This window comes from Streptomyces sp. NPDC002564, assembly GCF_042889645.1.
Classification (GTDB): domain Bacteria; phylum Actinomycetota; class Actinomycetes; order Streptomycetales; family Streptomycetaceae; genus Streptomyces.
Genome location: NZ_JBIARE010000006.1, coordinates 398361 through 419172, shown reverse-complemented (window position 1 = coordinate 419172; position 20812 = coordinate 398361). Strand labels below are relative to the sequence as shown.

Genomic DNA, 20812 nt, shown 5'->3' with positions numbered 1-20812 from the left:
CTCAGAAGTCCTGTCCTGTGCTGTGCTGCATTCGGTCGAGGAGCTGGTCCTCGCACCGTTCGAACTCGGCTTCGTCGATCTCCCCCGCCTCCAGGAGTTCCTCCAGGCGGGAGAGTTCACGGCGGATCGCCGAGGGGTCGTAGTACTGCCGCTCGGCCTCGTCGACCACCTGCCGGAGCACCCAGAGGGAGCCTCGGGCGGGGGCCAGGGGCAGGAGCAGCAGCTCACCGATCAGTCCCATGCGATCAGTCCCCTAAGGTCACTGCGCGGGTTGGGCAGGCCCCGGGTCCACGAAGCTGTACGGGGGCAGCGGACCGTGCACGCGCAGGTCGAGGTGCGGCTGGGTGGACTTCAGCTCCTCGACGGCGGCGAGGAAGCCCTCGGCGGACTTGCGGTCCACCAGGAACGAGACGTTCGCCAGCCAGCCGCTGCTCTCGGGACCATCGCCGACCGCCTCGGCGGCCGGTTCCAGCGCGCGCCGCACCTGGACGGCGTCGTGCGACTCACGAGCCTGCACCTGAGAGGTGATCATCTCGCCGAGCTGCAGCTTCTGCTCGTGGCTGCCGCCGCCCTGCTGCTGCTGGGCCTCGACCATGGAGCGCAGGTCCGGGTTCTCCGCGAGGATCTGGTGCAGCACGGCCTGCTCGTCGTGGGTGGCCTTCACGTTGTACTCGACCTTGCCGTCGAGGGTGCGCAGGCGCTCCTCGTAGTGGCCGGAGCGCTCGCCGAGGACGGAGACGACGGTCTCGTCGTCCGGCGCGAGGCTGCCGAAGCGCATCGGGAGCACCGAGCCGGCGGCGCCGGCCTCCGAGAGGACGTTCTGGTGCGCGAGCAGGTCGCGGCGCTTGGGCTTGAGGTCCTCGGGGGCGTCGCTCACGATGGCGGCGAGCTCACCGCTCTTGAGGATGCGCACGGGGCAGGCCGGCCGGCCGATGCCCTCCATGCCGTCCGGCAGCGCCGGGTGGTCGCTGCTCGCGATGCCGTAGACGTAGGTGGTCACTCGCTCTCCTCCTTCCGGCGGGAGGTCGAACGCCGCGCACGCGGCCGCTCCTCGCTCTGGCGCTGGCCTTCCTCACGGGACTGCTTGAAGGCGTCCGATATGGTCTCGGCCGCGCCGGACAGCGCTCCCTTGGACTTGCCCTTGGCGCCGGACTCCGTCATCTGGCCGACGAGGCCGGGCAGGCCGGGGTCCTTCTTCTGGCCGGTCTCCAGGTCGAGGCGGTTGCACGCCTCGGCGAACCGCAGGTAGGTGTCGACGCTCGCGACGACGACACGGACGTCGATCTTCAGGATCTCGATGCCGACGAGCGATACACGGACGAAGGCGTCGATGACGAGTCCTCGGTCGAGGATGAGTTCCACGACGTCGTACAGGCCACTGGTGCCACCTCCGCCGCCGCCGGACTGTTGTGCCGGGACTACTGTCATGCGGTCTGCGCCTCCTAGATGTCTGTCTGCTCTGTGCTGCTCCTGGCGGCTCTTTCTCGTGGTGCGGGGCCACTCCTCCACGGGCCGCGCACCGGGGTACCGGGACGGCTAGCCGCGCGCTTCCGAACGGCCCCGCTCGTAGCGCCGCGTCCGCCGGTAGCCGGTGAGCTCGCCCTGCGGGTCGAGCTGGACCTCGTAGCTCGCGATGAGGCTCATCGTGTCGGGGACCCGGGCCAGTTCCAGGACCTCGATCTGCAGAAGCCAGCCGTCCTCGGTGCGCTCGAAGGAGGACACCGATTCGGGCGTCATGCCGGTCAGCTCGGCGAGCTGCTCCCGGCCGTGCCGAAGGACCACCATGGGGCCCGGCAGCGCGCTCTTGCCGCCGCCCGACGCCTCGGTCTCCGACACCTCGGCCTCCGGCTTCTCATCCTCTTCGCCGGATGTCTTGCTGTCTGTCGTCTTACGCGTCGTATTGGCCATGTTCACCTCTCGCACCGGGTACCACGCAGAGCCTTGGCCAAACGTGATCGCTCGGTATCCGAACGGCCGCCGGTGCCGTTCACCCGACGACGCCCTGTTCGACGAGGAGCCGGACCGCGACGGCGATCGACTCCGCGTCGATGCCCGCGGCGCGCAGCTGCTCCGCGGGGGACGCGGAACCCGGCATGGTGCGGACGGCGAGCCGCACCAGGCGCGGCACCGGCCTGCCGTCGGTGAAGGCGTCGAGGACCGCGTCGCCGAGGCCGCCCTGCTCCCGGTGGTCCTCCACGGTGAGCAGGCAGCCGGTCTGCCCGGCCGCCTCGCGCAGCGTCTCCCGGTCCACCGGCTTGACGGAGTACAGGTCGACGACCCGCACCTGGATGCCCTCGCGGTCGAGCGCGTCCGCGGCGGCCAGCGCCTCGTGGACGGTCACCCCGGCGGCCACCACGGTCAGCCGGTCGTCCGGGCCGGAGCGCAGCACCTTGGAGCCGCCGACCGGGAACTCCTCGTCGGGCCCGTAGATGACGGGCGCGTCCCCCCGCGAGGTGCGCAGGTAGCTGATCCCGTCGAGCCCGGCCATCTGCGCGACGAGGTGTCCCGTCTGGTGGGCGTCGCACGGGTACAGGACCGTGGAGCCGTGCACCGCGCGGAACAGCGCGAGGTCCTCCAGGCCCATCTGGGACGGCCCGTCCTGGCCGATGGCGACGCCCGCGTGCGAGCCGACGAGGTTGATGTCGGCGCCGCTCACCGCCGCCATCCGCACGAAGTCGTGGGCGCGGGTGAGGAACGCGGCGAACGTGGAGGCGTACGGCACCCAGCCGCGCGCCGCAAGGCCGACGGCGGCGGCGACGAGCTGCTGCTCGGCGATGTAGCACTCGAAGAACCGGTCGGGGTGCTCCTTGGCGAAGTACTCCGTGCGCGTGGAGTCGCCGACCTCGCCGTCCAGGGCCACCACGTCGCCGCGCGCGGTGCCGAGCGCGGCGAGCGCCTGTCCGTAGGCGGTACGGGTCGCCACGGCGTCGCCCAGCGCGTGGCGGGGCAGTTCGAGGTGGCCGCTGCGGACCGCGTGCAGGGCCCGTGCGGCGGCCGGCCTGCGCACCTCCACGTGGACGTCGTGGACGCCGCCCAGTTCCTCGACGGCCGCGTCGACGTCCGGCAGCGGCTTGCCGTGCAGGCCCTCCCGGTTCTCCACGGAGGCGACGCCCTTGCCCTTGACGGTACGGGCGAGGATCACGGTGGGCTGCCCGACGGTCGAGCCCGCCTCCCGGCAGGCGCGGTCGACGGCGTCGATGTCGTGCCCGTCGGTCTCGACGACGTGCCAGCCGAACGCCCTGAACCGGTCGGCGTAGGCGCTCAGCTGCCACTCGTGGCGGGTCGGCCCGCGCTGGCCGAGGCGGTTGACGTCGACGATCGCGGTGAGGTTGTCGAGGTGCTCGTACCCGGCGTGCTCGGCGGCCTCCCAGACGGAGCCCTCGGCGAGTTCGCTGTCGCCGCACAGCACCCAGACGCGGAACGGGATGCGGTCGAGCCGCTTGCCGGACAGGGCCATGCCGACGCCCACGGGCAGCCCCTGCCCGAGCGAGCCGGTGGCGACCTCGACCCAGGGCAGGGCGCGGGGCGTGGGGTGGCCTTCGAGGCGGCTGCCCTGCTCGCGGAAGGTGAGCAGTTCGTCGTCGGTGAGCACCCCGGCCGCCTTGTACGCGGCGTAGAGGAGCGGTGAGGCGTGCCCCTTGGAGAGGATGAACCGGTCGTTGCCGGGGTGGTCGGGCCGCTCGAAGTCGTAGTGGAGGTGGCGGCCGACGAGCACCGCCATCAGGTCGGCGGCGGACATCGACGAGGTGGGGTGCCCCGAGCCCGCGGCGGCCGCGGCCCGGACGGAGTCGACGCGCAACTGCCGGGCGAGTGCGCCCAGTTGGTCGTCACTGCTGGTCATGTGGGTTCTCCGGTTCTCCTCGGGTGCGTGGGTGCCGGTACGCGCCCGGCGGGCCGCACCACGCGGGGCGGCGCCCCGGGCGCGGTGGCCCCGGGTCCGGCGGACGGGACCCCCCGCGTGCCCCTGCCCGGCGGCCACCAAACTCCGGGTCCGGGGGCGCGGCGCCCCGGTCCGCCGCGCCCCGGGGACGGCGCCCGGAGCGGTCCCGGGAAGGACCGTCCGGCGGACCCGTGCGGCCGCCGTTTGCCCGGCCCCGCCGGGGTTACCCGCAGTCGTGTCCGTCCGACTCCCGCTCCGCCGTTTCCGGAGGTGCACGCCCATGCCCGAGTACGGATACTTCCTGGCCACCGAGGAGTTCGGGCCCGCCGAGCTCGTCGAACAGGCTCGGATGGCCGAGCAGGCCGGGTTCGAGGCGCTGTGGATCTCCGACCACTACCACCCGTGGAACGCGGCGCAGGGACAGAGCCCGTTCGTCTGGTCGGTGATCGGCGCGCTCGCCGAGGCGGTGTCGCTGCCCCTGCAGACGGCGGTGACCTGTCCCACCGTCCGCATGCACCCGGCGGTCGTGGCGCAGGCCGCGGCGACCAGCGCGGTGCTGACGGGCGGCCGGTTCCGCCTCGGCGTCGGCACGGGCGAGGCGCTCAACGAGCACATCCTGGGCGGCGCCTGGCCGCCGGTGCACATCCGCCTGGAGATGCTGGAGGAGGCCGTGCAGATCATGCGGAACCTCTTCACCGGCGCGGAGGTCAGCCACCAGGGCACGCACTACACCGTCGAGAAGGCCCGCCTCTACACGGTGCCGGACGAGCCGGTGCCCATCGACGTGTCGGGCTTCGGGCCCAAGGCGACGGCGCTCGCGGCGCGCATCGGCGACGGTTTCGCCACGATGACGCCCGACGAGACGCTGGTCTCCCACTACCGCAAGGGCGGCGGGGGCGGCAAGCCGGTCAGCGGCGGGGTCCGGGTGTCCTACGGGCCGGACCGCAACGCGGCGGCCCGCCGGGCCCGCGCGCTGTGGGGCCACCAGCTGCTGCCGGGCGAGGTGGGCCAGATCCTGCCGACGCCGCGCCACTTCGAGCAGCTGGACCCGCTGGTCACCGACGGGGCGGCCGCCGCACACTTCACGTGCGGCGACGACGTCGACGAGCACGTGCGGACGCTCACGGCGTTCACCGACGCGGGATTCGACCGGGTGTACGTGAGCCAGATCGGGCCCGACCAGCGGAGCTTCTTCGACTTCTACCGCACGAAGGTGCTCCCGCAGGTGCAGGGCGCCCCGCCCGCCTCCCCGCAGGGCACCGGCTGAGGGAGACCGTCCGATGAAGCACGCAGTCCCCATCGAGCGGCCCGTCGTCTCCGCGTACACCGTGCCCGCGGACGCGCCCGAGGCCGACGCCACCTTCGCCTGGGACACCACGACGGTCGTCGTCGCGGAGGTCACGGCGGGCGACGCGACCGGCACCGGCTGGACCTACGCCCCGGCGGCCGTGGCCGCCCTCGTCGACGAGCAGCTCACCCCCGTGATCAGGGGACGTGACGCCCTGGACATCCCGGCGGCGCACGACGCGATGACGAAGGCGGTCCGCGACACCGGCCGCCAGGGCGCCGCCGCGTGCGCGATCTCGGCGGTCGACATCGCCCTGTGGGACCTCAAGGCCCGCCTCCTCGAACTGCCGCTGGTGCGGCTGCTCGGGGCGGCCCGGGACGCCGTCCCCGTCTACGGGAGCGGCGGTTTCACCACGTACCACGACACGCATCTGGCGGCGCAGCTGAACGGCTGGGTGCACGGGCAGCAGATCCCGCGCGTCAAGATCAAGGTGGGCGAGGGCTGGGGCCGGGCCGCCGCCCGCGACCTGTCCCGGGTCCGCACCGCGCGCGACGTCATCGGCCCGCAGGCCGAGCTGTACGTCGACGCGAACGGCGGCTACACGCGCAAGCAGGCGGTCCGCGTGGGCAGGGTGCTCGCGGAGTACGGCGTGGGCTGGTTCCAGGAACCGGTGTCCTCGGACGACCTGCGGGGGCTCGCGCTGGTCAGGGACGCGGTGGTGTGCGACGTGGCGGCCGGCGCGTACGGCTACGACCTGCCGTACTTCGCCCGCATGATCCCCTCCGTCGACTGCCTCCAGGTGGACGCGACGCGCTGCGGCGGCCTCACGGAGTGGCTGCGCGCGGCGGCGCTCGCGCAGGCGCACGGCCTGGAGGTCTCGGCGCACCGCGCGCCGCACGCGCACGCGGCCGTCGCCGCGTGCGTGCCGAACCTGCGGCACGTCGAGTGGTTCCACGACCACGTGCGGATCGAGTCGATGTTCTTCGACGGCGCGCTCGACCCGACCGGCGGCACGGTCCGCCCGGGCGGGGGCATCGGGCACGGGCTGCGGCTGCGCACGGAGGAGGTGCAGGAGTTCCGCGTCGCCTGATCCCCGTCGCCCGATCCCGGGGGCCGCGCGCCCGCGGCGGGCGCCGCGCGGGACGCCTCAGCGTTCGGCGCGCGGGGACTTCGGGGCGGGCACGGTGGGCGGCATCGGCGGGGGCGCGGGCGCGTCGAGCCCGCCCGGCGGTGCGACGGGAGGCGCGGGGACGGCGCCGCCGGGCTCCGGCAGGGCGCCGGCTCCGGGCACGGTCGTGTCCCCGGCGTCCCGGGCCGGCTTCGGCCGGGCCGCGTTGCGCAGCAGGAAGGCCGTCACGCCGAGCACGGCGGCCATGATGAGGGCCGCGGCCCAGCCGGGCAGACCGAGGGCGATGACGAGGCCGAGGCCGAGTGCCAGCGCGGCGCCCGCGTAGAGGGCGGCGGTCCCGGACGCGGCGTAGAGCGTGGCCGTGCGCCGCTGCTTCCTGGTCTGCTCGCGCAGCTCCTCGCGCAGTTCGGCGCGGAGCGTCCGGACCAGTTCGTCGGTCAGGCCTGCGTCGAGGCCGGTCGGGGTCTTCTCTGGGCCAGTCATGGCGCCCGGGTACCCGCGGGCCCAGGGGCGTAACGGAGCCCTCCCGCACACCTGGCCGGTACGTGACGCAGGCCACGCCATGACCGGGTTGTCCCCCGGGTAGGCGGCGCATGATCGCCCGGATTCGCACCCGGGAAGCACCATCGGAACCACGGAGGTATCCATGTCCTCGAAGCGACGCCGCAAGAAGAAGGCCCGCCGCAAGAACGGCGCGAACCACGGCAGCCGTCCCCAGTCCTGACGGCGGGCACGACGGATCGGAGGGCGGCACCGGACGGTGCCGCCCTCCGACGTGCGTGCGGGGCAAGGGAGTTGGCGGATCTTCTCGCCGGAGGCGGTGGCGGGCGAGCGGGCAATCATGAAATCGTTGCGGGGCCGGTGACCGGTCCAAGAGGTGAGGGCGTTCCAACCATGGAGATCCTGGGAACCACGCTGCGGATCTGCGTCGAGGACCTGGAGTCCTCGGTCGCGTTCTACGAGCGGCTCGCGGGCGGCACGGCCATGCGCTTCGAGCGCGGCGGCGTCTCCGTCGCGGCGATCGGCTGCTTCCTGCTGATGAGCGGCCCCGAGCAGGAGCTGGAGGTGCTCCGCAAGGTCTCGGCGACGATCGCGGTCAAGGACGTCGACGAGGCGTACATGGTCCTCAACGCCTCCGGCGCCCGGGTCATCGCGGGCCCGGTCCCCACCCCCGCAGGCCGCAACCTCATCGCGATGCACCCGGACGGCTCCGTCTTCGAGTACGTCGACCGCCGCGTCCCGCAGAGCTGACCCGCAGCCTCCACGGCTATCCTCCACGACGGGGCCAGGGCCTGCGGGCCACGAGGGCCTGTCGAACGGAGGACGGTGCACGTGGCGGGCAGGACGACGGGTGACGCGGCGAACGGCGGCACGGGCGGCGCCGAGCGGACGTCGCTGAGCGCCCAGGCCCGCGAGGCCGTCCGGCAGCGCATCGTCGACCGCCGCTACGCGCTGGGCGCGCGCCTGGTGGAGCGGGAGGTCGCCGAGGAGCTGCGGATGTCCCGCGTCCCGGTCCGCGAGGCCCTGCGCTCACTGGTCGCCGAGGGCCTGCTGGAACTCCTGCCGCACAGCGGCGTGCGGGTCCGCCGCCTGGAACGCGACGACGTACGGCACCTGTACGAGGTGTGGGAGCCCCTCGCCGTCCAGGCGTCCCGGCTCTCGGCGCGCCGGGTGGCGCGCTGTGCGCCCGGGGAGCCGCCGGGCCTCGCCGCGCTCCGGGCCACCCTCGGCCACGCCGAGCGGGCCTCGGACGCGGACGACGGGGCGCGCGAGGTCGCCGCCCACACCGCGTTCCACGAGGGCATCGTCGCCCTCTCCGGCAATCCGCTGCTGGCCCGCACGATGGAGCAGCTGAGCTGGCAGCTCCAGCTCCTGTTCGGGATGCGCGCCGAGCCGGATCACATGCGGGCCCAGCACCGGCTCATCTACCGGCAGATCGCGGCGGGCGACGAGGACACGGCGGCGGCGAGCACCCTGCTCCATGTCCGCGACAGCCAGGCGGTGGCGCTGAAGTCGCTCTTCGAGGAGAGCGGGCGGGTCTGACGCCCGACGCGGGTACGCGGGCACGCGGCGGCGGCACGGTCGGCGAGAGGTGCGGGCCGAGCACGGCGGCATTCTGTATACCAGACCCTTGATCCCCCTCGGCCTTTCCGGCATTTACCGCGCAATAGGTCGCTCCCGCTCCGGCCACCCTTGCAGGGGATCCACTGTTGGTATACAAACTGGCGGACGCGTCCCCTCCGCTCCCCACGGCCCCCTCCCCCACTCCCCCCTCTGGAGTCGCCCGATGTGCGTTGAGAACACCCCGCCGCCCGCCTCCCGGCTCACCCGACGCGGCATCCTCGCGGGCGCGGCGGCGCTCGCGGGCACCACGGCGGCGCTCTCCGCCGCCGCGCCGCAGGCAGCGGCGGCCGGACAGCGGCGGACCCGCACCGGCAGCGGCAGCGGCAGCGCCACGACCGGGGACCTCGTCATCGAGGGCGGCACCCTGCTCGACCCCGCGACCGGCGAGGTCACCGAGGACGCCGTCGTCGTCATCGCCGACGGCATCGTGCGCGCGGCGGGCCGCCGGGGGCGCACCCGGGTCCCGGAGGGCGCCGAGGTGCTCGACGCACACGGCCGCTGGATCCTGCCCGGGCTCGTCGAGGCGCACATCCACCTCAACACCGCCGCCGAGGCCCACGACGCCGTGCGCCAGGGCGCGACCTCCGCACGCAGCGGGTCGACCAACTTCTACCAGGACATCGCCGTACGGGAGTTGGCGCGCCAGGCGCCGCGGCTCGCGCCCCGGCTGCGCGCCGCCGGCATCTTCGTCACGCCCGACCTGGGCGACACCGTCCTCGCCGACCCCGACCTGACCCCGCTGGCCCGGCTCCGCGACGGCGTGCGCTCCCCCGAGACGCTGCGCCGCGTCGTCGAGGTCAACCTCGCCCGGGGCGCCGACGTCATCAAGACGCGCGTCAACGAGCGCGCCGGGCTGCCCGAACAGGACCCGCTGGCCCAGGTCTACGACCGCGAGCAGCTGTCCGAGGTCGTCGCGGCCGCCAAGCGGGGCGGCAAGGGCGTGCTCTGCCACAGCTACAGCGAGAAGGGCTGTCACGACGCGGTGACGGCGGGCATCCGCTCGCTGGAGCACGGGGCGTTCGTCGGCGAGCACACCCTGCGCGAGATGCGCCGCAGGGGCACCTACTTCACGCCGACGCTGACCGCCATCGCCGGACTCGTGGAGTCCTCCGACCCGGTGCTCGCCGAGCGCGGCCGCACGTACCTGCCCGCGCTCAAGCGGGCCGTGCTCGCCGCCCACGAGCTGGGCGTGCCGCTGGCCGCGGGCACCGACTCCTCCGGCGGCAAGGTCAAGCCCATCGGCCGCGAGGTGGAGCTGATGCGCGAGGCGGGCCTGTCCGCCCTCGACGCGATCCGCACGGCCACCACGGGGGCCGCGCGCCTGCTGGGGCTGCAGGGCCGCGCGGGCCGTCTGGCGCGCGGCTTCGCGGGCGACGCGGTGCTGCTGGACGGCGACCCGCTGGCCGACGTGAGCGTCCTCAAGAAGCCGGTCCGCGTGGTGCGTTCGGGCATCGCGCTGTGAATACCTGCACCCCGCCGACCCGTTCCGCCCCGCCCGACCCGAAGGAGACCCCCATGACGCCCCTGTCCCGCCGCGGCATGATCGCCGGCGCCGCCGCCCTGGCCGGCACCGGAGCCACCCTGTCGGCCGGTGCCCCGACCGCCGCCGCGTCCGCCGGCGCCCCGGTGTCCGCCGCCCCCGGCACCGCCCGGGAGTCCGACGCCCGCGCGTCCGGCGACCGCCACCACCCCCGGGCCGTCGTCTTCCGGGACGTGCGCCCCCTCGGCGCGAAGAAGTCCGTCGACCTCGTCGTGGTCGACGGCAGGATCACGGACCGGCCCGCGCCCCGGGGCGCCAAGGTCGTCGAGGGCGGTGGCCGGATCGCCCTGCCCTCCCTCGTGGACGCCCACATCCACCCCGACAAGACGACCTGGGGCGGCTCCTGGGTGAAGCGGAAGCCGGCGAGCGGCATCGCCGACTACGTCGCCCAGGACGTCGAGCTGTTCAAGAGCCAGCCCCGCCCGGTCGGCGAGCGCGCCCACGGCCTGATGGCACACGCCGTGACCCGCGGCACCCGGGCGATGCGGGCCCACGCGGACGTGGCGCCCGCCTACGACCTGGCGGGCCTCGAAGGCGTCGCGCACGCCAGGGACCGGCTGCGGCACGCGCTGGACGTGCAGATCGTGGCGTTCCCCCAGCACGGCGTGGTCCGCGCGCCGGGCACCGCCGAACTCCTGGAGGAGGCCGCCCGCTCCGGGCTCGCCGACTTCATCGGCGGCATCGACCCGATCAGCTTCGACCACGCGATGGACGAGCAGCTCGACCTGGTCTTCGGCCTCGCGGACCGGCACGGCGTGGGCGTCGACATCCATCTGCACGACCGGGACGAGAAGGGCACCGAGGTGCTGCGCGCCATCATCGAGCGCACCCGGGCGCTGTCCCTGCGCGGCAAGGTGACGGTCAGTCACGTCTTCTGCCTGCCCCACCTGTCGGACGGCGCGCTCCACACGATGGCGGCCGACCTCGGCGAGCTGGACATCTCCCTGACGACGGTGGCGCCCAACGAGTCGCTGGTGCTGCCGATCGCGAAGCTGAACGAGCACGGAGTGCGCGTCGGGCTCGGCTCGGACGGGGTGCGCGACGCGTGGAGCCCGTTCGGCAACGCGGACATGCTGCACCGCACGCACATCCTGGGCTGGGTCACCGACGTCCGGCTCGACGAGGAGCTGACGGACTGCTACCGCGTCGGCGCGCACGGCGGCGCGGACGTCATGGGTCTGCGCCACGCGGACTTCACCCCGGGCGCCCCGGCCGACTTCATCCTCGTCCGCGGCGAGGGCGTGCCGCAGGCCATCGTCGACATGCCCCAGCGGGACCTGGTGGTGCACGGCGGCCGCGTGGTGGCCCGCGACGGCGAACTGGTCTGAGCGGACAGTGCGGTGAGAGGGTGCGGCCCGGCACGGGCCGCACCCCTTCCCGTCCCCGGCCCTTCCCGTCCCCGGCCCTTCCCGTCCCCGGCCCTTCCCGTCCCCGGCCCTTCGCGTCCCACCCCTTCCCGTTCCGCCCCTCCGCGGACCGCGCCCTCCACCCCTCCGCGCACCGCGCCCCTCAGCCCTCCGCGGGCCGCATCCGGAAGTCGTACCGCTCCGGTATCTCCTCGTCCGTCGCCGCCGCCCACAGCTCGCCCAGGGTCTCGGCACCCTCGCGCAGGTCGGCCGCCTCGAAGCCGGCGTCGAAGACGGCCCGCACGGCCGCCATGTCCCCCTCCGCATAAAGAAGTTGGGCCTCCAGGAGGCGGAAGCGGCCCTCGGCGCGGGTGGCTTCGTGGAGGCGGTCCCAGACACCGCGGGCCGCTTCGGTGCGCCCCGCGGCGAGCAGCGCGGTGACCGTCTCGCGGCCGAGCGCCGCGGTAGCCCCCGTCCAGACGGCCCCGTCGTCGCGCCGCTCCTGGCAGAGGTCGTCGAACGCCTCCGCGTACCGGTCGGCGGCCCGATCCGTGGTGCCCTCCGACTGGTCGGCGACGGCCAGGCAGCGCAGCAACGGCCAGCGCGAGGGCGCGAGTTCCAGGCCGCGCTCCCAACTGCGGACGGCCTGCGCCCGATCGCCCGCGTGCCACTGGGCGATGCCCAGGTGGTACTCGGCGAGCGGGCGCGCGGGCGCGGTCTCCAGCATGTCGCGCCAGTGCGGGGCGACCAGCGTCGGGCCGGGCGGCGCGACCTTGCGCGGTTCGGGGACGGCGCCCGAGTGCAGCAGTTCGAGCCAGGGCTCCTGCTCCGGGCCGAGCGTCGACGGGTCGAAGGGCGTCCCCGGCAGCTTGTACTCGGCGCGCAGGACTTCGAGGGCACCCCAGCCCGAGCCGGTGGCGAGAACCTCGCCGGGCTCGTCGTCGGCGCGGGTCAGCCACGCCCGGTAGGCGGCGTCGACGGCGTCCCGCGGCAGCGCGTCGGCGAGGCGTGCCGCCACTTCTGCGCGCGCCGGAGCCCAGTCTCCGTGCACGCGCTCGGGGGGCGCGGACAGCGGCCCGTACGACTCCAGCCAGCTGAACTCGGCCTCGGCGTCCAGGCGTACGTGTTCGAGCTGGGTGCGGGCGAGGCCCGACTGGATCTCCGCGTAGCCCCCGGTGCCCGGTTCGGTGAGCCACTCCTGCCAGCGCCGCCCGCCGGTCCCGGTGCCCCAGAGGAACAGCTTGCGGCCGCGCGGCAGGTCCGTGGAGGTCTGGACGAGGCCGTGCCCGTCCTCGTCGAGCGCGGCGATCCAGCGCCGCTCGCCGTCCGGCACGTCGTAGAAGTAGTCGGCGGGGTGCTCGCTGCGCCGCGGGTAGGTGCGGTCGGCGCCCTCGAAGTCCGGGACGGGCACCTTGCGCAGCGCGCCCGTGTACGCGAAGTGCCAGGCCTCGTCGGCCGGGGCGAGCACCCTGCGCTCGTCGGGCACGGCGATGTTCGACCACCAGTAGACGGGCGCGGGCCGCTCGTGCGGGTTGCGGACGCGGACGCCGACGTGCAGGAAGTCGGAGTCCTCGGGCAGCCACAGGTCGACCTGGAAGGGCAGGTCGCGCAGCCGCTCCCACTCCCACAGGCGCAGCATCTCGCCGCCGTCGGGCGCCCGCACCCGGGCGGCGTGCACGGGTGCGCAGGACAGGGTGGTGTGTCCGGTGGCGCCGATGTTCCACTCGATGCCGCCGGAGAACCAGGCGCCGTTGAGCGCGAACGCGGCGGGCTGCAGCACCGGGTTGCGGTAGAGGAGTTCGCGTCCGGTGGGCTTGTGCAGGAGGGAGTGGACGCGGCCGCCGTACCCGGGCAGGACGGTGGCGCGCAGCCGGGCGTTCTCGACGACGAGCACGTCGAGCCGGGTCTCGGTGCGCGTGCGGCCGTACGCGTCGCGGACCCGGGTGGGCAGCGGCGAGCCGAGCGGCGCGTACCCGAGCTGGCGCGCCATGTCGCGCGGCAGCCCCTCCTTGGCGCGCTCGTCGAGGGTGTGCACGTTCCGCAGCGGCAGCAGGGGCGGCAGCGGGTTCTCGGGTCCGGGCTCGGCAGCGGGCAGGGTCAGTACGTCGCGTCGCACGGTGGTCTTCACGATCACCATGGAACACGGTCGGCGGGGCGCCGACCAGGGGCCGCCCAGGTCAGGATTGCGCAAAGGCGTCGTGCGCGGGCCCCGGCGGCCGTGCCGAGGGCGCTCAGGACCCGCCGAGCGCGGCCACGATCACGTCGGTGAAGACGTCGCCCGCCTTGCCGTCCGGGTCGAGGTCGGGGTCGTAGATGGTGACGTTGAGCCCGGCGCAGCGGGGGGAGGTGACGAACGGCCGCAGCAGGTCGAGGAGTTCGTCGGGGAGCAGGCCGCCGGGGTCGGGACTGTCGACGGCGGGCATCACCGACGGGTCGAGGACGTCCGCGTCCAGGTGCACCCAGAAGCCGTCGAGTTCGGGTACTTCGAGGGTCTGGACGACGGCGCGGCCGATGTTCTCGGGGCCCCACTTCCTGAGCTCGCCGACGGTCGCGTTGGCGATCTTCAGGGCGGTGAACTCCGCGCGGTCCTCGTCGCCGTCGCGCAGGCCGAAGAGACAGACGTCCTCGTCGCGCACGTAGGGGCGCAGTCCTTCGATGTCGGTGAGGTCCTCCTGGCCGCGGCCGGTGGCGAGGGCGAGTTCCTCGCCGCCCGCGGCGCCGATCCGGTCGGAGTTGCCGGGGTGGCGGAAGTCGGCGGAGCCGTCCAGGGACGCGATGCCGTACCGCCCGACGCGGCGCAGCGCGAGGGCGGCGCCGAGCTGGATGGAGCAGTCGCCGCCGAGCACGACGACGAAGTCCTCGGAGCGCACGTGGTGTTCGATGCGGTCGGCGAGCTTGCGGGTGTAGTCGGCGATGGCGGCGGCGTGGAAGACGCCGTCGCCCTCCTGCCAGTCCCCCCGGTCGTAGCGGGGCGGGACCACGACGCCGCCCTCGAAGGCGCCGAGTCGGCGCAGGATGCCCCGCTCCCGCAGCGCTCCGGCGAGCTTGTAGCAGCCGGGCACGGTGCCGGGGGCGGGCGGGCGCAGGCCCAGGTTGGAAGGGGCGTCGACGACCACGATATTCCGCATGCCGCCCATCCTCCGCGACGCGCACCGGCCCTTTCAACACTCCCGGTGATGTCGGGTGCGCGGGCCCTGCCGTGGTGTAGAGGGCGGTGATCGCTCATCCTTGGCCGGAAGTCGCCCCGCCTGTTCCCGGCGCCCGGTCCATGTCCGCGGTGATCGCCCAGCGTTCGTGGTCGCGCCAGGCCCCGTCGATGAAGAGGAAGTCCGGCGAGAAGCCCTCGTGGCGGAAACCCGCGCGGCGGACCAGGGCGATCGAAGCGGCGTTCTCCGGCTGGATGTTGGCCTCCAGGCGGTGCAGTCCCATGGGCCCGAAGGCGTGGTCGAGGACGAGGTGGAGGCCCTCGGTCATCAGGCCGGTGCCCGCCGCGTGCGCGAAGGCGCCGTATCCGAGCGCGCCGCAGCGGAAGCCGCCGCGGACGATGTTGTTGATGTTGATGAACCCGCCGACGGCGCCGTCGTGCCGCTCGTACACCAGGAATCCGGCCCTGGCCGGGTCCTCGACGAGTGCTCCCGCGTACGCGCGGAAGGTGTCGTCCGCGCAGGGCGGGAAGAGCCAGGGGTGGTGCAGGTCCCGGCTCTCCCTCGCGCGTGCGGTGAACTCGGCGGCATCGGTGAGGGCGAGGGGGCGGATGCCCGCGCGGGGAGCGGGTGCGGCGGCGTGATCAGGCATCCGCCCACGCTATCCGCACCGCGCGGTGGCAGGGACGCCCGCGGGCGGCGGAGGCCGGGCGCCGAGGTCCGCCGCAAGCGGCGGAGGCCGTCGGCACTCCCGGGGCCTGCCTCAGCGCGCGGGGCAGCGCTCGTCGTTCTTGACCACCCCGATGCTGACCGGGCCGCCGGCGACCTGCTGGCCCGGCGCCGGGGACTGGGTGCACACCTTCCAGTTGAAGGGCCACAGGACGTGCCGGCGTCCGCCGATGTCCTGGACGTGCACGGGGGTGCGGGCGTCGACGGTGTTGAAGACGTGGATCAGCCCCCTGCCCCGGAAGTCCGGCAGCGGGGGTCCGGCCGCAGCGGCCGCGGTGACCGTCAGGACGGTGGCCGCGGCGGCGCCGCCCACCACCACGCCCACCCGTGCCAGCCGCACCTTCACCGGTGCCGTCGCCCGCTCGTTCACTTGCGCCTCCGCATGAAGTAGGCCCCGCACAGGGCACCGATCACTCCCGTGCCGAGCAGGGCCATCCACAGGGGCATGGTCACTTCGGGGATCAGCAGTCGGATCTTGGTGCTGCGGGTGTTCTCGAAGATGAAGACCAGGGTGAGGATGACGACCGCGGCGACGGCCACCCTGCCGGGTGTCATCAGCCCGCCGCCCGAGCCGCCGCTCCTGGAACCGCCCGTGGAGGTGTTGGGGCTCATGCTGTGGACCCTTCCGTCGGTGGTATGCCGGCCTCCCCCCGCTCCCCAGCATGGGCAGCCGGGGAGCGGAGCGCGCGCGGTAGGGGTGCCTCCGGGTCGGGTCGGTGGGCCGTACGGGTGACGCAGGGGCGTGGGTCAGGGGCGGACGACCGGCAGGTCGAGGACGCCGGTGTCCTCGGGCGCGCTGGTCACCGTGACGGGCTTGACGCCCCGGTTGCCGCCGTACGCGCCGTCGCTCGCGGCGACCACGAACCGCAGCCGGTGCCCCTTCTCGTAGCGGTGCACGATGCCGGGCAGGGAGAGCGTGAAGGGCTTGGTCACGTCCGGCACCCGGACCGGCGCGACGAGCCGGTGCACGAGCGTCTTCTTGCCGTCGGGCGCGACGTCGTACAGCTTGGCGAAGAGGACGAGCTTGTCGGCCGCGTCGCCGGAGTGCTGGACGCGCTCGGTCCGCGGCGAGACCACCCTGAGGGTGGCGCGGGGCACGCCGACGACGTCCAGGGCGTCGGCCAGGGGCTCGGTCGTCCAGTCGAGGTAGGTGCCCTTGGTGTCGTGCGGCGCCGGGTCGGGCAGGCCGATCATCCCGGCGAGCGAGGACTCCGAGTGGCTGGTGGGGATGAGCAGGTTGCGGTACTCACGGCTGCCGCGCGCCACCTTGGCGCGGTTGTCGACGAGTTTGCCGTCGCCGGACAGGTACAGCCTGTGGTCGGGGGCGGGGACCCGGTCGGCGGTGGCGTAGGTGCCGTCCGGGTCGCCGATCCAGTCGCGGTAGTAGGCGAAGGCGGGTCCGGTGTCGGCGCTCCCGTCGTGGTGCAGATAGCGGTCGAACCAGGCGAGGATGCGCCGGCCCACGTACGACGTCTCCAGGTTTCCCGCACCGAGGTTCAGTTCGCCGCTCGCCGGGTCGTCCATGCCGCCGCTGTGGCCCCAGGACTGCCAGATCATCCTGGCGGTGGTGCCCTGCGCGGTCAGGGTCCGGTAGGTCGCCTCGGCCTCGTTCAGGTTGAAGAGGCTGTCGGCCTGGCCCTGCACCAGGAGCGTGGGCGCCTTGACCTTGCTCAGGTAGGAGACCGGGGACACGCCGCGCGCGAACCGCTGCAGGGCCTCGGTCCGGTCCGCCGGGTAGCGCCCCGAGTTCAGGGTGCGGATGGTGTCGCAGGCGCGGGTGACGAAGTGCAGGCAGCCCAGGGCGTTGATGCGCGAGGGGTCCAGGCTCGGCACGAGCAGCGGCTGGCCCTCGCCGATGAGGTAGAAACCGTTCATCCACTGCCATTTGGCGGCGCCGGGGACGGCGCGGTCGTCGGCGTTGTTGGGGTCGAGCGAGTACGCCAGGTCGTTCCAGGTGATCATCGGGACGAGGGCGTCGACGCGGTGGTCCACGGCGGCCGTCGCCAGCTGGACGGCCCCGCCGTACGAGCCGCCGATCATCCCGACGCGCGGGTCGCCCTCGGCGTCGGCGGTGACGTAGTCGGCGCGGGTGCCGTCGTCGGCGGCCCGCTTGCCGCCGAGGAAGTCGATCAGGCCGCCGGCGGCCCGGCCGTCGATCTCCGGGTCGTCCAGGGAGATCAGGCAGCCCGACGTGCCGAAGCCGAGCCCCGAGTAGACCAGCGAGACGTAGCCGCGCTCGGCGAACGCCTTGCCGACCGCGGCGGTCGACCCGTCGGACTTGCTGCCGCCGAAGCCGTTGGTGGAGAGCACGGCGGGCGCGGGGTGCGCGGCGTCGACCCCGGCGGGCCGGTACAGGTCGGCGTCGACGGTGCAGTTCCTGCCGCCCGCCTGGACGGTGAACTTCAGTGCGGTGACGGTGTACGGGGCCGCCGCGCCCGCCGGGGCGGGGGCGGCGAGCGCGAGCGGCGCGGCGAGCGCCGCCGCGGTGGCGAGGGTCAGGGCACGGCGACGGGACAAGGGGACCTCCACGCTGAGGACTGCCGACGGCTGGTGCGGGCGCCAGGCGACTACCGACCGGTAAGTACTGGCCGAGGTCATGTTGTGACACGTGTCATACGAAGGTCAACGACCGTGACAGCGGTTTCCGCCGGAAGATTCCGTGAAGGCCGGACGCGGCCGGGGCGGCCGACGGCGCTAGCCGAGCGCGGGCTCGTCCAGCGTCAACGTCCCGGCGTCCGCGTCCAGTTCGCCCGCCGCGCCGAACGGCACCGTCAGTGCCCCCTCGCAGTGCCCGAACCCGAACTCCTCGGCGACGGGCACACCGAGACCGCCCAGCCGGTCCGCGAACAGCGCCCGCAGCTCCTCGCGGGTCCCGCACTCCTCCCACGAGCCGAGCGCGATCCCCGCGACGCCGTCGAGCCATCCGGCGCGCAGGAGCTGGGTGAGGATCCGGTCCAGGCGGTACGCCTCCTCGCCGATGTCCTCCACGAAGAGCAGCCCGCCGCGCGCGGAGGCCCGCGCCCCCGGCGTGCCGAGCTCCGCGGCGAGCAGCGACACGCAGCCGCCGAACGTGACCCCTCTGGCCCGGCCGCCGACCAGCGGTGCCGCGTGCGGGGACACGGCCCGCACCACCCGGGCGTCCTCGGGCGTGAAGAGCGTGGTCCGCAGGTGCTCCTGGGCCGGGGCGTTCTTCAGGAAACCGGACACGGCCGCCATCGGGCCGTGCAGGGTGGCGACGCCCACGCGGGTGGCGAAGGCCTCGTGCAGTGCGGTGATGTCGCTGTAGCCGACGAACACCTTGGGGCCGTGCGCCCGGGTGGCCGCCCGCAGGGCCGCCCAGTCGACGAGGTCCACCATCCGCTGGGCGCCGTATCCGCCCCGGGCGCAGAACACGGCGGCCACCGTCGGGTCGCACCAGGCCTGCTCCAGGTCGCGGGCGCGGTCGGCGTCGGCGCCCGCGAGGTAGTCGAACTCCCGGTGGCGGTCGCGCACATGGGGCAGGACGACAGGGTCGAGGTCCCAGCCGCGCAGGACGTCGAGGCCCGCCTCCAGGCCGGTGTCGGGGACCGGGCCGCTCGGGGCGACGACGGCCACCCGCGCGCCGGGTCTCAGGCGCGCGGGCCGTACGAGCGGTCTCACTTGCCGAGCTCCAGGACCGGCGGGGGGCCGGCGAGGTCGATCCGGAACACCTGGGCGTACAGGGACAGTTCCGCCTCCAGGGCGCGGACCATCGTCTCGGCGCGGCGGAATCCGTGCCCCTCGCCCTCGAAGGCGATGTACGCGTGCGGGATGCCGCGGCCCTCCATCCTGGCGAGGAGGCGTTCGGCCTGCGCGGGCGGGCAGACGACGTCGTCGAGGCCCTGGAGCAGCAGGAACGGCACGGTGATCAGCTCGGCGTGGTGCACCGGCGAGCGCTCCGCGTACCGCCCGGGGACCTCGTCGAGCGGGCCGACGAGCGAGTCCAGGTAGCGCGATTCGAGGTCGTGGGTCTCCCCCGAGGCGAACGCGGCGAGGTCGAGCACGGGGTAGACGACCGTGCCGCAGGCGTAGACGTCGGTGCTGGTCAGGGAGACGGCGGTGGTCCATCCCCCGGCGCTGCCGCCGCGCACGGCGAGCCGGGCGCGGTCCGCGGTGCCCTCGTCGGCGAGGGCGAGCGCGACGGCGGCGCAGTCCTCGACGTCGCCGATGCCCCACTGTTCGCGCAGCCGGTTGCGGTAGGCGCGTCCGTACCCGGTGGAGCCGCCGTAGTTGACCTCGGCGACGCCGATGCCGCGCGAGGTGAAGTAGGCGATGGCCAGGTCCAGGACGAGCGGCGAGCGGCCGGTGGGGCCGCCGTGCGCCCACACCACGTACGGCGGGAGCTCCTGGTCGGAGGCGATGTGGTCGGGGTGGTGCGGCGGGTAGATGTGCGCGTGGACCTCGCGGCCGGCCGGTCCGTAGAAGGTGCGGATCTGCGGTTCCGGGTAGTACGTGGGGTCCACCGGGTCGTCGTGGGCGGCGCCGACGACGCGGGCGCGGCCGGTGCACGTGTCCAGTTCCACGACTTCGTAGGCACTGCGCGGGCTCGCGGCGACGCCGACCACGCGCGATCCGTGCGCGGCGACGGTGGCGGCCCACTCCGTCCAGGGCCCCGCCGCGTCCACGACCTCGCCCGTCTCGGGGTCGAGTATCCCGAGCGCGGTGGCGCCCTTGCCGTGCACGACGGCGACCAGGCCGCTGTCCAGCGGCGCGAACCAGTTCAGGCCGACCTGCCACAGCGGCCCGGCGAACTCCTCCTGGCGGGGGCAGAGCGGCCGGACCCCGGCCGGGTCGTCCGGGTCGGCGCGGTAGAGGTTCCACCAGCCGGTGCGGTCGCTGGAGAACAGCAGCCGTCCGTCGTGGGCCCACTCGACCTGCACGATCGACTCCTCGGGGCCGCCCGCGAAGGTGCGGGCCGCGCCGAAGGTGCCGTCCGCGCGCACGTCGGCGAGCATCAGCTCGGTGCCGTCCCACGGCATGCGGGGGTGGTCCCAGGCGACCCAGGCGGCGCGGGTGCCGTCGGGCGACAGGCGCGGGCCGGTGACGAACCGGTGCCGGTCCTCGGACAGTTCGCGCACGGCGCCGCGGTCCCCGGCCGCCGAGCCGTCGAGCGGCACCGCGGCGATGACGCGCCGCACGTCGGTGGGCGCGTCCCCGGTGAACTCCTCCAGGACGCACCAGACCTCGCCGCGGTCCGGGCGCAGCACCGGGTCGGCCCAGCGCAGCCCGCCGCCCACGCCGGAGACCGGGGTCAGGGGTCTCGGCGCGGCGTCGGGGGCGTCCGGCTCGTAGGCGTACAGGCGCTGGTCGGCGAAGTCGGCGAAGACCACCAGCGGGCCCTCGGGGCGTGCGGTGCCCGCCCAGGGGCGGCCGCCGTACTCCACGACGCGGGTGCGGGCGTTCCACGGCGCGGGCAGCACCGTGTGCTCCGTGCCGTCGGGCAGCCGCCGGACCAGCGCGCGCCGGCCCGCCTCGGTGGGCCGTGGCTCGGTCCACCAGGTCTCGTCGCCGACGAAGCCCACGTACCCCGGGGCGCCGTCGTGGGCGGCGGCGAGTGCGGCGTCGATCGGCGACGGCCAGGAGCCGTAGGGCCGGGTCTGCATCATGTCCTTCTC

The 20812-nt window shown here is 74.3% G+C and carries 21 protein-coding genes; 7 read left to right on the top strand and 14 right to left on the bottom strand.

What is annotated here, in order from left to right:
* Position 1: 1 nt before the first annotated feature.
* The 5 genes from ACFYXE_RS23530 to ACFYXE_RS23510 form a co-directional block, all read right to left on the bottom strand.
* Positions 2–241: a gas vesicle protein GvpG gene (locus ACFYXE_RS23530; RefSeq protein WP_361178360.1), complete on the bottom strand. Its 240-nt coding sequence runs from the start codon at positions 239–241 to the stop codon at positions 2–4.
* Positions 242–259: 18 nt separating this feature from the next.
* Positions 260–1000 (bottom strand): GvpL/GvpF family gas vesicle protein, encoded by a 741-nt coding sequence (locus ACFYXE_RS23525; protein WP_389315262.1) that lies wholly within the window; start codon positions 998–1000, stop codon positions 260–262.
* Positions 997–1428: a gas vesicle structural protein GvpA gene (locus ACFYXE_RS23520; RefSeq protein WP_361178365.1), complete on the bottom strand. Its 432-nt coding sequence runs from the start codon at positions 1426–1428 to the stop codon at positions 997–999. The genes ACFYXE_RS23525 and ACFYXE_RS23520 overlap by 4 nt, the downstream gene beginning before the upstream one ends.
* A 108-nt stretch (positions 1429–1536) precedes the next feature.
* A complete protein-coding gene (locus ACFYXE_RS23515) occupies positions 1537–1908 on the bottom strand; it encodes a gas vesicle protein (protein ID WP_361178367.1) in 372 nt (123 codons plus the stop codon).
* A gap of 79 nt (positions 1909–1987) precedes the next feature.
* Positions 1988–3841 carry a transketolase gene (locus ACFYXE_RS23510; protein ID WP_389315259.1) on the bottom strand — a complete coding sequence of 618 codons (1854 nt, stop codon included), beginning with the start codon at positions 3839–3841 and terminating at the stop codon, positions 1988–1990.
* Positions 3842–4160: 319 nt separating this feature from the next.
* Between ACFYXE_RS23510 and ACFYXE_RS23505 the strand changes: the two genes are divergently transcribed.
* Together ACFYXE_RS23505 and ACFYXE_RS23500 are read left to right on the top strand one after the other, a co-directional pair.
* Positions 4161–5147 (top strand): TIGR03557 family F420-dependent LLM class oxidoreductase, encoded by a 987-nt coding sequence (locus tag ACFYXE_RS23505; RefSeq protein ID WP_389315257.1) that lies wholly within the window; start codon positions 4161–4163, stop codon positions 5145–5147.
* 13 nt (positions 5148–5160) lie between these two features.
* Positions 5161–6258, top strand: a complete 1098-nt coding sequence (locus ACFYXE_RS23500; protein ID WP_389315255.1) for an enolase C-terminal domain-like protein — start codon at positions 5161–5163, stop codon at positions 6256–6258.
* A gap of 57 nt (positions 6259–6315) precedes the next feature.
* Here ACFYXE_RS23500 and ACFYXE_RS23495 read toward each other — a convergent pair whose 3' ends face one another.
* Entirely contained in the window at positions 6316–6780 is a 465-nt protein-coding gene (locus tag ACFYXE_RS23495; RefSeq protein WP_389315253.1) for a phage holin family protein, read from the bottom strand.
* 163 nt (positions 6781–6943) lie between these two features.
* Between ACFYXE_RS23495 and ACFYXE_RS23490 the strand changes: the two genes are divergently transcribed.
* The 5 genes from ACFYXE_RS23490 to ACFYXE_RS23470 all read left to right on the top strand — a co-directional run bounded on the left by ACFYXE_RS23490 (position 6944) and on the right by ACFYXE_RS23470 (position 11289).
* A complete protein-coding gene (locus ACFYXE_RS23490) occupies positions 6944–7021 on the top strand; it encodes a 50S ribosomal protein bL37 (protein ID WP_370443954.1) in 78 nt (25 codons plus the stop codon).
* Positions 7022–7191: 170 nt separating this feature from the next.
* Entirely contained in the window at positions 7192–7548 is a 357-nt protein-coding gene (locus ACFYXE_RS23485; protein ID WP_361181662.1) for a VOC family protein, read from the top strand.
* An 81-nt stretch (positions 7549–7629) separates the two neighbouring features.
* The gene (locus ACFYXE_RS23480; protein WP_389315251.1) at positions 7630–8340 is read left to right on the top strand and encodes a GntR family transcriptional regulator; all 711 of its coding nucleotides are present in this window, start codon (positions 7630–7632) and stop codon (positions 8338–8340) included.
* Positions 8341–8584: 244 nt separating this feature from the next.
* Entirely contained in the window at positions 8585–9883 is a 1299-nt protein-coding gene (locus tag ACFYXE_RS23475) for an amidohydrolase family protein (RefSeq protein WP_389315249.1), read from the top strand.
* A gap of 53 nt (positions 9884–9936) precedes the next feature.
* Entirely contained in the window at positions 9937–11289 is a 1353-nt protein-coding gene (locus ACFYXE_RS23470) for an amidohydrolase (RefSeq protein ID WP_361181612.1), read from the top strand.
* Between the two features lie 181 nt (positions 11290–11470).
* Here ACFYXE_RS23470 and ACFYXE_RS23465 read toward each other — a convergent pair whose 3' ends face one another.
* From ACFYXE_RS23465 to ACFYXE_RS23430, 8 genes are all read right to left on the bottom strand, one after another.
* Positions 11471–13444 (bottom strand): DUF5107 domain-containing protein, encoded by a 1974-nt coding sequence (locus ACFYXE_RS23465; protein ID WP_389315247.1) that lies wholly within the window; start codon positions 13442–13444, stop codon positions 11471–11473.
* Between the two features lie 94 nt (positions 13445–13538).
* Positions 13539–14435 (bottom strand): arginase family protein, encoded by an 897-nt coding sequence (locus tag ACFYXE_RS23460; RefSeq protein ID WP_389315245.1) that lies wholly within the window; start codon positions 14433–14435, stop codon positions 13539–13541.
* Between the two features lie 94 nt (positions 14436–14529).
* Positions 14530–15102, bottom strand: coding sequence for a GNAT family N-acetyltransferase (locus tag ACFYXE_RS23455; RefSeq protein WP_389315243.1), 573 nt, complete (start codon positions 15100–15102; stop codon positions 14530–14532).
* 111 nt (positions 15103–15213) lie between these two features.
* The gene (locus tag ACFYXE_RS23450) at positions 15214–15549 is read right to left on the bottom strand and encodes a hypothetical protein (RefSeq protein ID WP_389315241.1); all 336 of its coding nucleotides are present in this window, start codon (positions 15547–15549) and stop codon (positions 15214–15216) included.
* A complete protein-coding gene (locus tag ACFYXE_RS23445) occupies positions 15546–15791 on the bottom strand; it encodes a DUF1049 domain-containing protein (protein WP_389315239.1) in 246 nt (81 codons plus the stop codon). Before ACFYXE_RS23445 ends, ACFYXE_RS23450 begins: the two co-directional genes overlap by 4 nt.
* A gap of 135 nt (positions 15792–15926) precedes the next feature.
* Positions 15927–17696 carry a CocE/NonD family hydrolase gene (locus tag ACFYXE_RS23440; protein WP_389315237.1) on the bottom strand — a complete coding sequence of 590 codons (1770 nt, stop codon included), beginning with the start codon at positions 17694–17696 and terminating at the stop codon, positions 15927–15929.
* 177 nt (positions 17697–17873) lie between these two features.
* Entirely contained in the window at positions 17874–18818 is a 945-nt protein-coding gene (locus ACFYXE_RS23435) for an LD-carboxypeptidase (protein ID WP_361175066.1), read from the bottom strand.
* A complete protein-coding gene (locus ACFYXE_RS23430; RefSeq protein ID WP_389315556.1) occupies positions 18815–20800 on the bottom strand; it encodes an LpqB family beta-propeller domain-containing protein in 1986 nt (661 codons plus the stop codon). The genes ACFYXE_RS23435 and ACFYXE_RS23430 overlap by 4 nt, the downstream gene beginning before the upstream one ends.
* Positions 20801–20812: the final 12 nt, after the last annotated feature.

Bases quoted from the DNA above. Each gene is read 5' to 3' on its own strand.
- ACFYXE_RS23530 (WP_361178360.1), bottom strand. From the start codon at position 241: ATGGGACTGATCGGTGAGCTGCTGCTCCTGCCCCTGGCCCCCGCCCGA.
- ACFYXE_RS23520 (WP_361178365.1), bottom strand. From the start codon at position 1,428: ATGACAGTAGTCCCGGCACAACAGTCCGGCGGCGGCGGAGGTGGCACC.
- ACFYXE_RS23515 (WP_361178367.1), bottom strand. From the start codon at position 1,908: ATGGCCAATACGACGCGTAAGACGACAGACAGCAAGACATCCGGCGAA.
- ACFYXE_RS23510 (WP_389315259.1), bottom strand. From the start codon at position 3,841: ATGACCAGCAGTGACGACCAACTGGGCGCACTCGCCCGGCAGTTGCGC.
- ACFYXE_RS23505 (WP_389315257.1), top strand. From the start codon at position 4,161: ATGCCCGAGTACGGATACTTCCTGGCCACCGAGGAGTTCGGGCCCGCC.
- ACFYXE_RS23500 (WP_389315255.1), top strand. From the start codon at position 5,161: ATGAAGCACGCAGTCCCCATCGAGCGGCCCGTCGTCTCCGCGTACACC.
- ACFYXE_RS23495 (WP_389315253.1), bottom strand. From the start codon at position 6,780: ATGACTGGCCCAGAGAAGACCCCGACCGGCCTCGACGCAGGCCTGACC.
- ACFYXE_RS23490 (WP_370443954.1), top strand. From the start codon at position 6,944: ATGTCCTCGAAGCGACGCCGCAAGAAGAAGGCCCGCCGCAAGAACGGC.
- ACFYXE_RS23485 (WP_361181662.1), top strand. From the start codon at position 7,192: ATGGAGATCCTGGGAACCACGCTGCGGATCTGCGTCGAGGACCTGGAG.
- ACFYXE_RS23475 (WP_389315249.1), top strand. From the start codon at position 8,585: ATGTGCGTTGAGAACACCCCGCCGCCCGCCTCCCGGCTCACCCGACGC.
- ACFYXE_RS23470 (WP_361181612.1), top strand. From the start codon at position 9,937: ATGACGCCCCTGTCCCGCCGCGGCATGATCGCCGGCGCCGCCGCCCTG.
- ACFYXE_RS23465 (WP_389315247.1), bottom strand. From the start codon at position 13,444: ATGGTGATCGTGAAGACCACCGTGCGACGCGACGTACTGACCCTGCCC.
- ACFYXE_RS23460 (WP_389315245.1), bottom strand. From the start codon at position 14,435: ATGCGGAATATCGTGGTCGTCGACGCCCCTTCCAACCTGGGCCTGCGC.
- ACFYXE_RS23455 (WP_389315243.1), bottom strand. From the start codon at position 15,102: ATGCCTGATCACGCCGCCGCACCCGCTCCCCGCGCGGGCATCCGCCCC.
- ACFYXE_RS23445 (WP_389315239.1), bottom strand. From the start codon at position 15,791: ATGAGCCCCAACACCTCCACGGGCGGTTCCAGGAGCGGCGGCTCGGGC.
- ACFYXE_RS23430 (WP_389315556.1), bottom strand. From the start codon at position 20,800: ATGCAGACCCGGCCCTACGGCTCCTGGCCGTCGCCGATCGACGCCGCA.